Genomic DNA, 13,785 nt, shown 5'->3' with positions numbered 1-13,785 from the left:
GCCCGCCGTTCACGACCCGATGCCAAGGGCTCGCCGCAGGGACTCCTGGTCGATGAACTCGTACTGCTCGACGATCGCCCCGGCCTGCCAGCGGCAGACCGTGGTGAACGCGACGTCGAAGGTGCGGCCGGTCGCCGCCGCCTCGGTCCCGTCGGGGAGCCGTACCGGCCGCGTCACCCGTCCGCGCAGCCTGGCGACGGTGCAGGTCTGGTCACCGTGTCCGAACGCAGCCACGTAGGGCTGGGTGGCCACGTGGTTCTCGGGGAAGAGGGTGCAGAAATCCCGTGCCCGGACGACGTGTTCGGCCCGTCCGTGCGGGGCTTCGTCACCAGCTGCCCAGGCCGTCAGGTCCGGGGCGAGGAACGCTTCGTACGCGTCCCAGTCGCGTGCGTTCCACGCGTCGTCGATGGCCCGCATCCGGGCCAGATTGGAGATCATCTCGGCGCCCTGCCGCCTTCCGTAGCCGCTCCGGTGTACCGGGACCGGCGCACCGTGAGCCATTCCAGGGCCCGGCGACCACGTCGGGCCATACGTCACCTGACGGTCTGTCCGCCGTCGCCATCACGGCGGCCACTGAGCATGGTGAGGAGCCTGCATGTCCAGCGAGCAGTCGTCCGGGCCCGGGCCCGTCGGCGGGGATGCTGTCGGGCTGCTGGGGCGATCGGCGGACCTGGAGTTCTTCGCGGAGCTGCGTCGGCGGCCGGCGAACGGGGGCGCGGGGACGGCTGTCCTGCTGGAGGGCCCGGCTGGCGTGGGCAAGACCGCGCTGCTGGAGGCCGCCGCGGACGGCGCACGTGCCGCGGGGTTCCAGGTGCTGCGTTTCGCCGGCGTGGAATCCGAGGTCACGCTGGCCTACTCCGGCCTGCACCAGCTGCTCTTCGGCATGCGTGACGGCTTCGACCGGCTGCCGCCGGGGCAACGTGCGGTACTGGAGGGGGTCCTCGGCAGCCCGGTGGCCCAGGCGCCGCCGGAGCGTTTCGCGGCCTCCGTCGCTGTACTCGAAGCCCTGCGGCGCACGGCGGAGGACGGTCCGGTCCTCGTCGTGATCGACGACGTCCAATGGCTCGACCGGACGAGCGGCGACGTCCTGGAGTTCGTGGCGCGCAGACTGTCCGGGCTTCCGGTGGACCTGCTGGTCGCGGGCCGGACGGGCCATGCGCACGCGCTCGACCGGCACGGACTGCTGCGCCGGCGGGTCGAGCCTCTGGAACGGCGGTCCGCCGCCGCCCTGCTGCGGGCGGCCCACCCCGGGCTGGCCCCGCACGCCTGCGAACGGCTGCTCCAGGAGGCCGCGGGCAACCCCTTGGCGCTGCTGGAGCTGCCGGCCCTGCTGACCCGGGAGCAGTTCACCGGTGCCGCCCCGCTGCCGCTCTCCCTGCCCGTGGACGACCGGCTGGAGGCGCTCTTCGCTCCGCGGCTCCGTGAACTTCCCGCGACCACCTTGGAGTTGCTGCTGGTCGCCGCGCTGGAGGGGACCGGCGGGCTACGCACGATCTGGGCGGCGTATCCGGGCGGGATGGAAGAGGCCGACGCCGCGCTCCCGGCCGCCGAGGAGGCGGGCCTGGTGCGGGTGGACGCACGGGCCGGCCGACTGGTGTTCCGGCATCCGCTGGTCCGCTCGGCCGTCGTCCGCACCTGCCGGCCCGGTCGGCGGCGGGCGGCGCACCGAGCTCTGGCCGAGGCACTGGAACGGGACCCGGAACGCCGGATCGGGCACCTGGTCGCCGCCTCCCTGGGGCCCGAGGAGCACCTCGCGGCCGATCTGGAGCAGGCGGGGCACGCGGCCCTGGGGCGCGGCAGCGCCGCTCTCGCGGTGACCGCGCTGCGCCGGGCCGCGGAGCTCAGCCCGGAGCCGGCCGAGCGCAGCCGACGGCTGGCCCACGCGGCGTACGCCGCCGCCCAGTCCGGCGCCCTCGACGTCACCGCGATCCTGGTCGACGACGGCTACTGGGAGCGGGCCTCGCCCCAGGACACCGCGCATGCCACCCTCGCCCGGGTGTACGCGCTGCTGGAGACGGACGGGGACGCGACGGCCGCCCACCGGCTGCTGACCGGCGTGATCGACAAACTGCTCGCCGCCGGGACGGGTGGTGCCCGGACGGGTGGTGCCGAGCAGGAGCCGTCGCCCGCCGCGGTCCGCGAGGTCGTCGGCGAACTGCAGTTCCTGCTCACGCTGGTGGCGTTCTACGCCCAGCGGGCCGATCTGTGGCCGGAGGTGCTGGAACGCTGCCAGGACGCCCCCGACCAGGTGCGGCTCTACTGCCTGGCCTTCGACGCCCCGCAGGAGCGGGCCCCGGAGGTCCGGCAGCGGATCCGGCGGGCGTTCGCCGCCCTCCCGCCCGACGCGGGCCCCCGGCCGGTCACCCAGCTCTCCATGCTCAGCGTCTACTTCGACGAGGCCTCCGAGTACCGCGAGCACTGGATGCGGGCCGCCCGACGCGCCCGGGAGGGCGGCACCTTCGTGCAGTGGTCGTACGGCACCATCCTTCTCGGTCACGAGGCCTTCTTCGCCGGCCGTTTCACCGAGGCCGAGGCGCTGGCCCGGGAGGGCCTGGCGACGGCGGAGGAGCTGGGGCACCGCCTCGCGGGATTCCGACTGGCCTCCCAGCTCGCCCTGGTGGCGGCCGTCCGGGGCGACGCCGAGACCGTCGGCACGCTCACCCGCACCATCCTCGCCTGGAGCGAACCGCGTCGGCTGGGCCTGCTCCAGGTGTCCGCCCGGCAGGCCCGCGCGCTGCTCGCCCTGGGGCAGGGGGACTATGAGACGGCGTACCGCGACTGCGCGCTGGTCAGCCCGCCCGGAACCCTCCCCCCGCTCAACCCGCGCGCGATCTGGTCGGTGTACGACCTGGTGGAGGCGTCCGTGTACACGGGCAGGACCGCCGAGGCACGCGCCCACGTCACGATGGCGCGGAGCGCAGGCCTCGGTGAACTCTCGCCCCGGCTGGCGCTGTTGACACACGCGGCGGCGGCCCTCGCCGGTCCGGTGGAGACGGCTGAGGCCGGGTTCCGGCGGGCGCTGGCGGTCGCCGACGTCCACGCCCCCTTCGACCGGGCCCGGGTCCAGCTCGCCTTCGGCCGCTGGCTGCGCGCCCACGGCCGCGACCCGGAGGCCGCCCGCGAGCACCTGACGGCCGCACTGCACACGCTGGAGGAGCTGGGCGCCGCGCCCTGGGCCGCCGCGGCCGGTACGGAGCTCGCCGCCCTGACACCGCCGGCGGAGCCGGGACCGCTCGATACGGAAGGCCTGCTGACGCCCCAGGAACTCCAGATCGCCGACCTGGCGGCCACCGGGCTCAGCAACAAGGAGATAGGCGCCCGGCTGTACATCTCCCCGCGCACGGTCAGCACCCACCTGTACAACATCTTCCCCAAGCTGGGCATCCGCTCCCGTGCGGCGCTGCGCGACGCCCTCGGGGCACAGGCCCGGGCGGAGTACGGCGGAGAGTACGTCGAATACGTCGACAGACCCGTCATCTGACGGTCGCGACCCGCGTCCCGCGCTTCCTAGCCTGCCGCCATGTCCGCACACGATGAACAGCAGATCCAGGCCGCCAACGACTCCGGCAGGACACCCGTGGTCTTCGTCCACGGGCTGTGGCTGCTGCCCAGCAGCTGGGACCGCTGGGTGAGCCACTTCGACCAGGCGGGATACGCCGCCGTCTCGCTCTCCTGGCCCGACGACCCGGACACCGTGGCGGAGGCCAACAGCCACCCCGAGGTGTTCGCCGGCAAGACCGTCGGGCAGGTCGCCGACCACCTCGGGGGCCTGATCGGCCGTCTCGACCGGAAGCCGGCCGTCATCGGCCACTCCTTCGGCGGACTGCTGGCCCAGATCCTCGCCGGCCGCGGCCTGTCCGTCGCGTCGGTCGCCATCGACCCGGCCCCCTTCCGCGGCGTCCTGCCCCTGCCCGTCTCCGCGCTCCGCTCGTCCGCGCCGGTGCTGAGCAACCCGGCCAACCGGCACCGCGCGGTCCCGCTCACCTTCGAACAGTTCCGCTACGCCTTCGCCAACGCGGTCAGCGAGGAGGAGGCGAAGGAACTCTTCGAGACGTTCGCCGTCCCGGCACCCGGCGCCCCGATCTTCCAGGCCGCCACCGCCAACCTCAACCCCTGGACGGAGGCCCGGGTCGACACCGAGAACCCCGACCGCGGCCCGCTCCTGATCATCTCCGGCGAGAAGGACCACACCGTCCCGTGGGCCATCGCCAACGCGTCCTACAAGCAGCAGCTGCGCAACCCCGGCGTCACCGAGATCACCGAGATACCGAACCGGGGCCACGCCCTCACCATCGACAGCGGCTGGCAGGAAGTCGCCGAAAGGGCCCTGACGTTCGTCCGCCGCTTCGCCTGAACAGATCCGGGCCGCCGCAACCGCCCCGGAGGGTGTGAGCGGCGGCCCGGCCCCACAGCCTCCAGAGACAGGAACGCCACACCACCGTGTCCAAGTCCAACGTCCCGGCCCCGACGCCGATGCCGGCCTGGCTGCCCAGAGCGATCGTCGTCGCTCTCGTCCTCACGGCGGTGTTCGAGATGACGGTCTGGGCCGCCCGGCAGCTCCTCGGTCTGGGAGTGCTGCTGCTGGTCTCCTTCTTCCTGTCGATGGTGATGGAGCCGGCTGTGTCCCGTCTCCAGGCCCGCGGTATGGGCCGGGCCGCCGCGACCCTGCTCGTGTTCGCGGTGACCGTCGCCTCGCTCGCCGGTTTCGCCGCCGCCGTGCTCACCCTGCTGGTCGACCAGACGGCCGAGGTCTCGCACCGGCTGCCGACGCTGCTCACCACCTTGGTCGAACGGATCAACGACGCCTTCGGGACGACCCTCACCACGAGCCGCCTGACCGACGGCACGGGCACCGTCGAGACGTACGCCCGGCAGGCCGCCGACCACCTCTGGGGGCTGTCCACCACCGTCGTCGGCGGCGTCTTCGACCTGCTCACCGTCGCGCTCTTCGCGTACTACTTCACGGCCGACGGCCCCCGTCTGCGCCGCGCCGTCCTGTCGCTGCTGCCTCCGCAACGCCGGCCCGCGGTACACCGCGCCTGGACGGTCGCCCTGGCCAAGACCGGCGGCTACATGTACTCAAGGGCTCTGCTCGCCCTGTTCTCCACGCTCGCCCACACGGTGGCCTTCCTGGTCCTCGGCGTCCCGTACCCGGTGGCCCTGGGGATATGGGTGGGCGTCGTCTCGCAGTTCGTGCCCACGGTCGGAACGTACGTGGCCGCGGCCCTGCCGACCCTGGTGGCGCTGACGGTCGAGCCCATGGACGCCCTGTGGGTGATCGTCTTCGCGACGGCGTACCAGCAGGTGGAGAACTACGCCCTGCAGCCTCGCATCACCGCTCGCACGGTCGACGTCCATCCCGCCGTGGCCTTCGGCTCCGTACTCGCCGGAGCGGCCCTGCTCGGCGCAGTCGGTGCGATCATCGCCATCCCCACCGCCGCGACCCTCCAGGCCCTCGCGACGGCGCACCTGCCCCGCTACGCGGTCGCCCCCGCCCTGGATTCGACGGGCAACCGGCCCGAGGACCGCCCGATGTGACGGGGCGCCGACGCCGTTCAGCAGCGGCGGGGAAGACGTCGGTCCCCAGTGTCCCCTCGCACGACGACTCGCGTCGCCACCAGGGGCCGGGGTCGCCCCGTCGCCACGGCGCCGGATCTCGTGGTGCCGGATCCTGGACGCTCCGCGGCCGGGTCCGGCCGACGATGTCGCCGAGGTCCTCGTGGCCCAGGTCCGCCGGATGGTCGAGGACCTCGTCGAAATGGGCCGTCGGCGCACGACCCGGCACTCGACCGGCCGCGCCGCGGAAGGCAGTCCATGCCGCGCGGCCGACAGATGCGACAACGAATCGGCCCGTCGACACCGTCAGCCCGGGCACAGCTGCGCCGCCCCGGCCCCTGTACGGCCCCTGGATCTTGGCATCGGCCCTGGAGTCAGTCGCCAGGACAGCGAGCGAAAACCTCACTCACTGGCTCCACCGCAGGTCAGAGAGGTTCGGACTCGCCCGAGACCCGCCGGGCCCAAACCCCCGCGCAGCGGATTCAGTCCGTTCAGACGAAGTTGACGATCCAACACCCAGAAATGAACGTTTCCGCAGGTCACGGACCTGCACAGGTGGGGCGGGTGGGACTCGAACCCACGGCCGACGGATTATGAGTCCGCTGCTCTAACCGGCTGAGCTACCGCCCCATAGCGGCGTGTCGCGTACATGTGTGCGCGCCGTCTGCCGCAGCATAGCCGCTCATACGATCTCCTGCTTCGGATGGTCGGCGAACCGCGACGTTCACGACCTTCAGGACATCGGTGCAGGCCCGGCGGTTCCCCGGGACATGAAAAAGGACCCCACCAGGGGTCCTCGTTCAGCATGCTCCCCCGACTGGACTCGAACCAGTAACCTGCCGGTTAACAGCCGGCTGCTCTGCCAATTGAGCTACGGAGGACCGAGCTCCCCCGACTGGACTCGAACCAGTAACCTGCCGGTTAACAGCCGGCTGCTCTGCCAATTGAGCTACGGAGGAATGCCTCGTCGCATCGAACGCACCTACCTGGGTATTCGCCAGGGGGCGGGCGCTCGCTGCGACACATACATTAGCGCAAGCAGGGGGGTGCTCCGCCAATCGGTTCCCCCCACGAGACTCCCCCACGAGGGAAGGGCGGTCACCATGCGCTACAAGCTCACGTTCGTCGTCGGGCTCGCTCTCGGTTACGTGCTCGGTACCAGGGCCGGACGCGAGCGCTACGAGCAGCTGAAGAAGTCGGCCCGCCAGGTCGCCCAGAACCCCGCGGTCCGCAACACCGCCGAGACCGCCGCCCAGCAGGGCCGCGTCTACGCGGGCAAGGCCTTCCACTCGGTCAGCGCAAAGGTCGGCGACCACATGCCCGACTCCGTCGCCGCCCGCGTCCGCTCCCTGCGCGAGCGCAGCCAGGCCGACGGCAGCGACGACTGGGGCACCAGCAACACCTAGGTCCGCTTTTCGACACGCCCGGCCGCAACCTCCTGGGGGGCGCGGGGAACCGCGCGACCAGCCCCCACGCACCCGCACCCGAAACACCGCGCCCGCCCGAACGGCGCCCGTCGGCCGAACCACAGCGGAGCGTGCGGCAGAATTTCGGTCATGGGGATAGTCGCCGGGTTGGACAGCTCACCGGATTTCACTCGCATCGTGGTCTGCGACACGGACACGGGTGCGGTGCTCCGCCAGGGATACGCACCGCACCCGGTCGACACGCCGGAAGGCGCGGGCACGGGCGCGGGGCGCGCCAGTGACGTGGACCCGCAGGCCTGGCTGCTCTCGCTGGGGGAGGCCGCCGGCGGCGGTCTCCTCGAGGGCGTGCAGGCCATCGGCGTGTCGGCGCAGCAGAACGCGGTGGTCCCGCTGGACGCCCAGGGCAACACCGTCCGCCCGGCGATGGTCGGCGGCGACAAGCGCGCCCAGGTCGCGGCGGCCGATCTGCTCGACGCGCTCGGCGGGCGCGAGGCCTGGGCGCAGGCCGTGGGGTGCGTCCCCCAGGCGGCCCAGCCGGTGACCAAGCTGCGCTGGCTGGCGAAGACCGAACCGGAGAACGCCCGGCGCACCGCCGTACTGCTGCAGGCGCACGACTGGCTGGTGTGGCAGCTGCTGGGGCGGCCGGTGCGGCGGACCACCGATCGCGGGGGTGCCTCCGGGACCGGGTACTGGTCGGCGGCGACCGGCGGGTACCGGCCCGACCTCGTCGAACTCGCCCTGGGGCACCAGGTGATGCTGCCCGAGGTGATCGGGCCGTCCGACGCGGCCGGTACGACCCCGGAGGGGCTGCTGATCTCCGCGGGGACCGGCGAGACGATGGCCGCCGCGTTCGGGCTGGGGCTCGGGTTCGGGGACGCCGTCGTGTCACTGGGCGCCTCGGGGTCGGTCATGGCCGTGCATCCGGAGGCGCTCGCCGACCCCTCCGGGATGATCACCTCGCTCGCCGACGCCACCGGGATGCATCTGCCGGTCGTCACCACGCTCAACGCCGTACGGACCCTGCGCGGGACCGCTGAGCTGCTGGGCCTGGGTGATCTGGAGAGCCTGTCCGACCTGGCGATGAAGTCGACGCCCGGCTCGCACGGGCTGGTCATGCTGCCGTACCTGGAGGGCGAGCGGACGCCGAACCTGCCGCACACCGCCGGGACGCTGGCCGGGCTGCGCCGGGAGTCGATGAGGGCGGAGCATCTGGCGCGGGCCTCCTTCGAGGGGATGCTGTGCGGGCTCGCCGACGCGCTCGACGTGCTGCGCGGCCGGGGTGTGGAGGTGCGGCGGGTCTTCCTGCTCGGCGGGGCCGCCGAGCTGCCGGCCGTGCAGGCGGCGGCGCCGATGCTGTTCGGCGCGCAGGTCGTCGTACCGCAGCCTGCGGACTACGCGGCGATCGGGGCGGCCCGGCAGGCGGCCTGGGCGCTCGGGGTCTCGCAGGGGACGCTGGACCCGCGCACCCCGCCGGTGTGGCAGGGGGCGGCGGCCCAGGTGCTGGAGCCCGGGGACGAACTGGCCGTGGGGCAGGCCGTGCGGCAGCAGTACGTGTCGGTGCGCGAACAGACCCATCCGGGGGCGTTTCGGGCGTAATCGTGCGCCCCCGGTGCCGCAAGGCATCCGCTCTCGGGTTAATCGGTTGAGGTAACGCGGGTGGAGTGTCGGACGATAGGGGCCTAGGGCAAGCGACCCGCCCACCGCGGCGGGCACGCGAACCCACCCCACCGCCGACTCCGAGAGACGTAGCGTGCTCATACGACTTCTGCGGACCTATCTCAGGCCCTACAGGAAACCCATCTCGATCCTGGTGCTGCTGCAGTTCCTGCAGACCTGCGCCACTCTCTACCTGCCCACGCTCAACGCGCACATCATCGACAACGGCGTCGTGAAGGGTGACACGGATTACATCCTGTCCTTCGGCGCCCTGATGATCGGCATCTCGCTCGCCCAGGTGGTGTGCAACGTCGGTGCCGTCTACTACGGCGCCAGAACCGCGTCGGCGCTCGGCCGGGACGTGCGGGCCGCCGTCTTCGACCGGGTGCAGTCCTTCTCCTCACGTGAGGTGGGTCACTTCGGGGCGCCCTCGCTCATCACCCGTACGACGAACGACGTACAGCAGGTCCAGATGCTGGTCCTGATGGCGTTCACCCTGATGGCGTCGGCGCCCATCATGTGTGTCGGCGGCATCGTGCTCGCCCTCGGCCTGGACGTTCCGCTGTCCGGGGTGCTGGTCGCCGTCGTCCCCGTGCTGGGGATCAGCGTGACCCTGATCGTGCGGCGGCTGCGGCCGCTGTTCCGGGCCATGCAGGTGCGCCTGGACACGGTGAACCGGGTGCTGCGCGAGCAGATCACCGGCAACCGGGTGATCCGCGCGTTCGTCCGCGACGAGTACGAGCAGGGGCGGTTCGGGAAGTCCAACCGCGATCTCACCGAGATGCAGCTGGCCACCGGCAACATGCTCGCGCTGATGTTCCCGATCGTCATGACCACGGTGAACGTGTCGTCGATCGCGGTGGTGTGGTTCGGCGCGCACCGGATCGACAGCGGCCAGATGGCGATCGGCGATCTGACCGCGTTCCTCGCCTACCTCATGCAGATCGTGATGTCCGTGATGATGGCCACCTTCATGTTCATGATGGTGCCGCGCGCGGAGGTCTGCGCCGAGCGCATCGAGGAGGTCCTGGACACCGAGTCCAGCGTCGTCCCGCCGAGCGCGCCGGTGATCGAGCTGCGGCGCCACGGGCACCTGGAGATCCGGGGCGCGGGCTTCTGCTATCCGGGTGCCGAGGAGCCGGTGCTCAAGGCCGTCGACCTGGTGGCCCGGCCCGGCGAGGTGACCGCCGTGATCGGTTCCACCGGCAGCGGCAAGTCCACCCTGCTCGGCCTGGTGGCCCGCCTCTTCGACGCCACGGACGGCTCCGTCCTCGTGGACGGCGAGGACGTCTCGGGGCTGGAGCCGAAGCTGCTCGCCAGGACGGTGGGCCTGGTGCCGCAGAAGCCGTACCTGTTCGCGGGGACCGTGGCGACCAACCTGCGCTACGGCAACCCGGACGCCTCCGACGAGGAGCTGTGGCACGCGCTGGAGGTGGCGCAGGCCAAGGGCTTCGTGGAGAAGCTGGAGGGCGGCCTGAACGCGCCCATCGCCCAGGGCGGCACCAACGTCTCGGGCGGCCAGCGGCAGCGGCTCGCCATCGCCCGCACCCTCGTGCAGCGCCCGGAGATCTACCTCTTCGACGACTCCTTCTCCGCCCTCGACTACGCGACCGACGCGGCCCTGCGCGCCGCGCTCGGCCGGGAGACCGCCGAGGCGACCGTCGTCATCGTCGCCCAGCGGGTGGCGACCATCAGGGACGCCGACCGGATCGTCGTCCTGGACGAGGGACGGGTCGTCGGCACCGGCCGGCACCACGACCTCATGGCCGACAACGAGACCTACCGGGAGATCGTGCTCTCCCAGCTGACGGAAGCGGAGGCCGCCTGATGGCCGGGCCCATGGGACGCATGATGGCCGGGGGCGGCCCCGACACGCGCTCGATGGACTTCAAGAACTCGGGCAAACGGCTGATCGCCCGGTTCAAACCCGAACAGCTCACGATCTACGTGCTGCTGTTCTGCGTGGTCGCGAGCGTCGCCCTCAACGTGATCGGCCCCAAGATCCTCGGCCGCGCCACCGACCTGGTGTTCGCCGGTGTCATCGGCAAGCAGATGCCGGCCGGCACCACCAAGGACCAGGTCCTGCGGTCCATGCACGAGCGCGGCCAGGACACGGTCGCCGACATGCTCAGGTCCACCGACTTCACCCCGGGCAAGGGCATCGACTTCGGCCAGGTCGGCAACGTCCTGCTCTTCGCGCTCTGTACGTACCTCGTCGCCGGCCTCCTGATGGCGGTGGCGACGCGCCTGGTCAACCGGGCGGTCAACCGCACGATGTACCGGATGCGCGAGGACGTGCAGGGGAAGCTGGCGCGCCTGCCGCTGTCGTACTTCGACAAGCGGCAGCGCGGCGAGGTCCTCTCCCGCGCCACCAACGACATCGACAACATCGGCCAGACCCTGCAGCAGTCGATGGGCCAGCTCATCAACTCGCTGCTCACCATCATCGGCGTGCTCGCGGTGATGTTCTGGGTGTCCTGGATCCTCGCCCTGGTCGCCCTGGTCACCGTGCCGCTGTCCTTCCTGGTCGCGACCCGCATCGGCAAGCGCTCGCAGCCGCACTTCGTGCAGCAGTGGCGCTCCACCGGCAAGCTGAACGCCCACGTCGAGGAGATGTACACCGGGCACACCCTGGTGAAGGTGTTCGGCCGCCAGGAGGAGTCGGCGAAGCAGTTCGCCGAGCAGAACGACGCGCTGTACGAGGCCGGGTTCAAGGCGCAGTTCAACAGCGGTGTCATGCAGCCGCTGATGATGTTCGTGTCGAACCTGAACTACGTGCTGGTGGCCGTGGTCGGCGGCCTCAGGGTCGCGTCGGGCGCGCTCTCCATCGGTGACGTGCAGGCCTTCATCCAGTACTCCCGGCAGTTCTCGATGCCGCTGACCCAGGTCGCCTCCATGGCCAACCTGGTGCAGTCCGGTGTCGCCTCCGCCGAGCGGATCTTCGAACTCCTCGACGCGGAGGAGCAGCAGGCCGACCCGGTGCCGGGCGAGCGCCCCGCCGAGCTGCGCGGGCGGGTCGCGCTGGAGCACGTCTCCTTCCGCTACGACCCGGAGAAGCCGCTCATCGAGGACCTCTCCCTGACGGTCGAGCCCGGTCACACGGTCGCGATCGTCGGCCCGACCGGCGCCGGCAAGACCACGCTCGTGAACCTGCTCATGCGGTTCTACGACGTCTCCGGCGGCCGCATCACCCTCGACGGCGTCGACGTCACCCGGATGTCCCGGGACGACCTCCGCGCCGGGATCGGCATGGTGCTCCAGGACACCTGGCTGTTCGGCGGCACCATCGCGGAGAACATCGCGTACGGCGCCTCCCGCGAGGTCACCCGCGGCGAGATCGAGGAGGCGGCCCGGGCGGCCCACGCCGACCGGTTCGTGCGGACCCTCCCCGACGGCTACGACACGGTCATCGACGACGAGGGCACGGGCGTCAGCGCCGGTGAGAAGCAGCTCATCACCATCGCGCGGGCGTTCCTGTCCGACCCGACGATCCTCGTCCTCGACGAGGCGACCTCCTCGGTCGACACCCGCACCGAGGTCCTCATCCAGAAGGCGATGGCCAAACTGGCGCACGGGCGGACCTCGTTCGTCATCGCCCACCGGCTGTCGACCATCCGCGACGCCGACACCATCCTCGTGATGGAGAACGGCTCCATCGTGGAACAGGGCGCACACGCGGAACTCCTGGCCGCGGACGGCGCCTACGCACGGCTGTACAAGGCACAGTTCGCACAGGCGGTGGCCGAGGTGGACTGAGGTGGCTGGGCGCGGGTGGGTGAGCTTCTCACTCACCCGCACCCGGCGTCAGTCCAGATAACCCCTCAGCTGGTCCGCGAAGGCGTGGTCGCGGAGCTTGTTGAGCGTCTTCGACTCGATCTGCCGGATCCGCTCCCGTGTCACGCCGAAGATCCGCCCTATCTCCTCCAGCGTCCGAGGACGGCCGTCGGCCAAGCCGTACCGCAGCTGGACCACCTTCCGCTCCCGCTCCCCCAGCGTCGACAGCACCGCCTCCAGGTGCTCCCGCAGCAGCAGGAACGCCGCCGACTCGACCGGGCTCGTCGCGTCGCCGTCCTCGATCAGGTCGCCGAGGGCCACGTCGTCCTCCTCGCCCACGGGGGCGTGCAGGGACACCGGCTCCTGCGCCAGCCGCAGCACCTCGCCCACCCGCTCCGGTGCGAGGTCGAGATGCGCGGCGACCTCCTCGGGCGTCGGCTCGTAGCCCCGCTCCTGCAGCATCCGGCGCTGGACGCGGACCACCCGGTTGATGAGTTCCACGACGTGCACCGGGACGCGGATGGTGCGGGCCTGGTCGGCCAGGGCGCGGGACATGGCCTGGCGGATCCACCAGGTCGCGTACGTCGAGAACTTGTAGCCGCGGGCGTAGTCGAACTTCTCGACGGCGCGGATCAGCCCGAGGTTGCCCTCCTGGACCAGGTCGAGCATGGTCAGGCCGCGGCCGACGTACCGCTTCGCCACCGAGACCACCAGCCGCAGGTTCGCCTCGATCAGCCGGCGCTTGGCCATCCGGCCCATCACGACCAGCCGGTCCAGGTCCAGCGCCAGCTCGCTGTCGAGGTCGGACGCGCCGCTCAGCCTCTCCTCGGCGAACAGGCCGGCCTCGACCCGGCGGGCGAGTTCGACCTCCTCGGCGGCGGTGAGCAGCGGGATACGGCCGATCTCGCGGAGGTACTGGCGGAACAGGTCCGAGGAGGGGCTGCCGGTGTCGGCACGGGCGGCGGCGGGCCGTTCGGCGGGCTCGGGTTCCGTCTCGGGCGCGTCGGCCGTGAGCTCCTCCGGCGGCGGGCCCTCCGGCTCGGCCCCGGCGTCCGCCTCCGGCTCCGTCTCGGGATGCACCGCCACCCTGCTCTGCGGCGGCACACCGGCATAGACGTCGGTGTCGGCTTCCGGCTCGTCCGTGAGCGTGCTGCTGTCTGTCTGGGTCAGGGTCTGGGTCTGCACGGGGGCGACCTCCAGGATGATCGCTGCCAGGGGGTACGGCAGCGGTACTTCGGGAGCGGAGACGACGGCCTCGCCGCTGTCCGTCCCGTACGCGATGAGTGGAACGGCGGGGGTGTGGGACCCGTCGGTGACGGGCCGGCCGCGCTCCGAGGACTCAGGCACCGCACCCCAGTGTGGGGTAAGACAC

At 71.7% G+C, this 13,785-nt stretch carries 9 protein-coding genes and 3 tRNA genes; 7 read left to right on the top strand and 5 right to left on the bottom strand.

Going from position 1 to position 13,785, the window contains the following annotated elements; genetic code table 11:
• Positions 1 to 9 precede the first annotated feature (9 nt).
• On the bottom strand, positions 10 to 438 hold the full coding sequence (locus tag ACIPSJ_RS03895) for an ester cyclase (RefSeq protein ID WP_401343151.1): 429 nt from the start codon (positions 436 to 438) through the stop codon (positions 10 to 12).
• 157 nt (positions 439 to 595) lie between these two features.
• Between ACIPSJ_RS03895 and ACIPSJ_RS03890 the strand changes: the two genes are divergently transcribed.
• The 3 genes from ACIPSJ_RS03890 (at position 596) to ACIPSJ_RS03880 (ending at position 5,538) form a co-directional block, all read left to right on the top strand.
• A complete protein-coding gene (locus tag ACIPSJ_RS03890) occupies positions 596 to 3,481 on the top strand; it encodes an AAA family ATPase (protein ID WP_401343149.1) in 2,886 nt (961 codons plus the stop codon).
• Between the two features lie 39 nt (positions 3,482 to 3,520).
• Positions 3,521 to 4,354, top strand: coding sequence for an alpha/beta hydrolase (locus ACIPSJ_RS03885; protein ID WP_401343147.1), 834 nt, complete (start codon positions 3,521 to 3,523; stop codon positions 4,352 to 4,354).
• A gap of 86 nt (positions 4,355 to 4,440) precedes the next feature.
• Complete coding sequence (locus ACIPSJ_RS03880) at positions 4,441 to 5,538, top strand: AI-2E family transporter (RefSeq protein WP_401343145.1); 1,098 nt, start codon at positions 4,441 to 4,443, stop codon at positions 5,536 to 5,538.
• Positions 5,539 to 6,112: 574 nt separating this feature from the next.
• Here the strand turns inward: ACIPSJ_RS03880 and ACIPSJ_RS03875 are convergent.
• From ACIPSJ_RS03875 to ACIPSJ_RS03865, 3 genes are all read right to left on the bottom strand, one after another.
• Positions 6,113 to 6,186 (bottom strand) — tRNA-Ile (locus ACIPSJ_RS03875).
• 178 nt (positions 6,187 to 6,364) lie between these two features.
• A tRNA-Asn gene (locus tag ACIPSJ_RS03870) sits at positions 6,365 to 6,437 on the bottom strand.
• Positions 6,438 to 6,442: 5 nt separating this feature from the next.
• Positions 6,443 to 6,515: transfer RNA gene (locus ACIPSJ_RS03865), tRNA-Asn, on the bottom strand.
• A gap of 144 nt (positions 6,516 to 6,659) precedes the next feature.
• On the opposite strand from ACIPSJ_RS03865, the gene ACIPSJ_RS03860 reads away from it, so the two are divergent.
• From ACIPSJ_RS03860 to ACIPSJ_RS03845, 4 genes are all read left to right on the top strand, one after another.
• Positions 6,660 to 6,962 (top strand): YtxH domain-containing protein, encoded by a 303-nt coding sequence (locus ACIPSJ_RS03860; protein ID WP_359218328.1) that lies wholly within the window; start codon positions 6,660 to 6,662, stop codon positions 6,960 to 6,962.
• A 150-nt stretch (positions 6,963 to 7,112) separates the two neighbouring features.
• Positions 7,113 to 8,579 (top strand): FGGY family carbohydrate kinase, encoded by a 1,467-nt coding sequence (locus tag ACIPSJ_RS03855; protein ID WP_359218326.1) that lies wholly within the window; start codon positions 7,113 to 7,115, stop codon positions 8,577 to 8,579.
• Positions 8,580 to 8,733: 154 nt separating this feature from the next.
• Entirely contained in the window at positions 8,734 to 10,467 is a 1,734-nt protein-coding gene (locus ACIPSJ_RS03850; RefSeq protein ID WP_359218324.1) for an ABC transporter ATP-binding protein, read from the top strand.
• A complete protein-coding gene (locus ACIPSJ_RS03845; RefSeq protein ID WP_401343144.1) occupies positions 10,467 to 12,395 on the top strand; it encodes an ABC transporter ATP-binding protein in 1,929 nt (642 codons plus the stop codon). The genes ACIPSJ_RS03850 and ACIPSJ_RS03845 overlap by 1 nt, the downstream gene beginning before the upstream one ends.
• 48 nt (positions 12,396 to 12,443) lie before the next feature.
• Here the strand turns inward: ACIPSJ_RS03845 and ACIPSJ_RS03840 are convergent, their stop codons facing one another.
• A complete protein-coding gene (locus ACIPSJ_RS03840) occupies positions 12,444 to 13,760 on the bottom strand; it encodes an RNA polymerase sigma factor (protein ID WP_359218320.1) in 1,317 nt (438 codons plus the stop codon).
• Positions 13,761 to 13,785 lie beyond the last annotated feature (25 nt).

The sequence above is a fragment of the Streptomyces sp. NPDC090088 genome, assembly GCF_044747345.1.
Taxonomy (GTDB): Bacteria; Actinomycetota; Actinomycetes; order Streptomycetales; family Streptomycetaceae; genus Streptomyces.
This window is presented reverse-complemented; position numbering and strand designations above follow the sequence as displayed.

Coding starts and splice junctions, on each gene's coding strand:
- ACIPSJ_RS03895 (WP_401343151.1), bottom strand. CDS start 438: ATGATCTCCAATCTGGCCCGGATGCGGGCCATCGACGACGCGTGGAAC.
- ACIPSJ_RS03885 (WP_401343147.1), top strand. CDS start 3,521: ATGTCCGCACACGATGAACAGCAGATCCAGGCCGCCAACGACTCCGGC.
- ACIPSJ_RS03860 (WP_359218328.1), top strand. CDS start 6,660: ATGCGCTACAAGCTCACGTTCGTCGTCGGGCTCGCTCTCGGTTACGTG.
- ACIPSJ_RS03890 (WP_401343149.1), top strand. CDS start 596: ATGTCCAGCGAGCAGTCGTCCGGGCCCGGGCCCGTCGGCGGGGATGCT.
- ACIPSJ_RS03845 (WP_401343144.1), top strand. CDS start 10,467: ATGGCCGGGCCCATGGGACGCATGATGGCCGGGGGCGGCCCCGACACG.
- ACIPSJ_RS03855 (WP_359218326.1), top strand. CDS start 7,113: ATGGGGATAGTCGCCGGGTTGGACAGCTCACCGGATTTCACTCGCATC.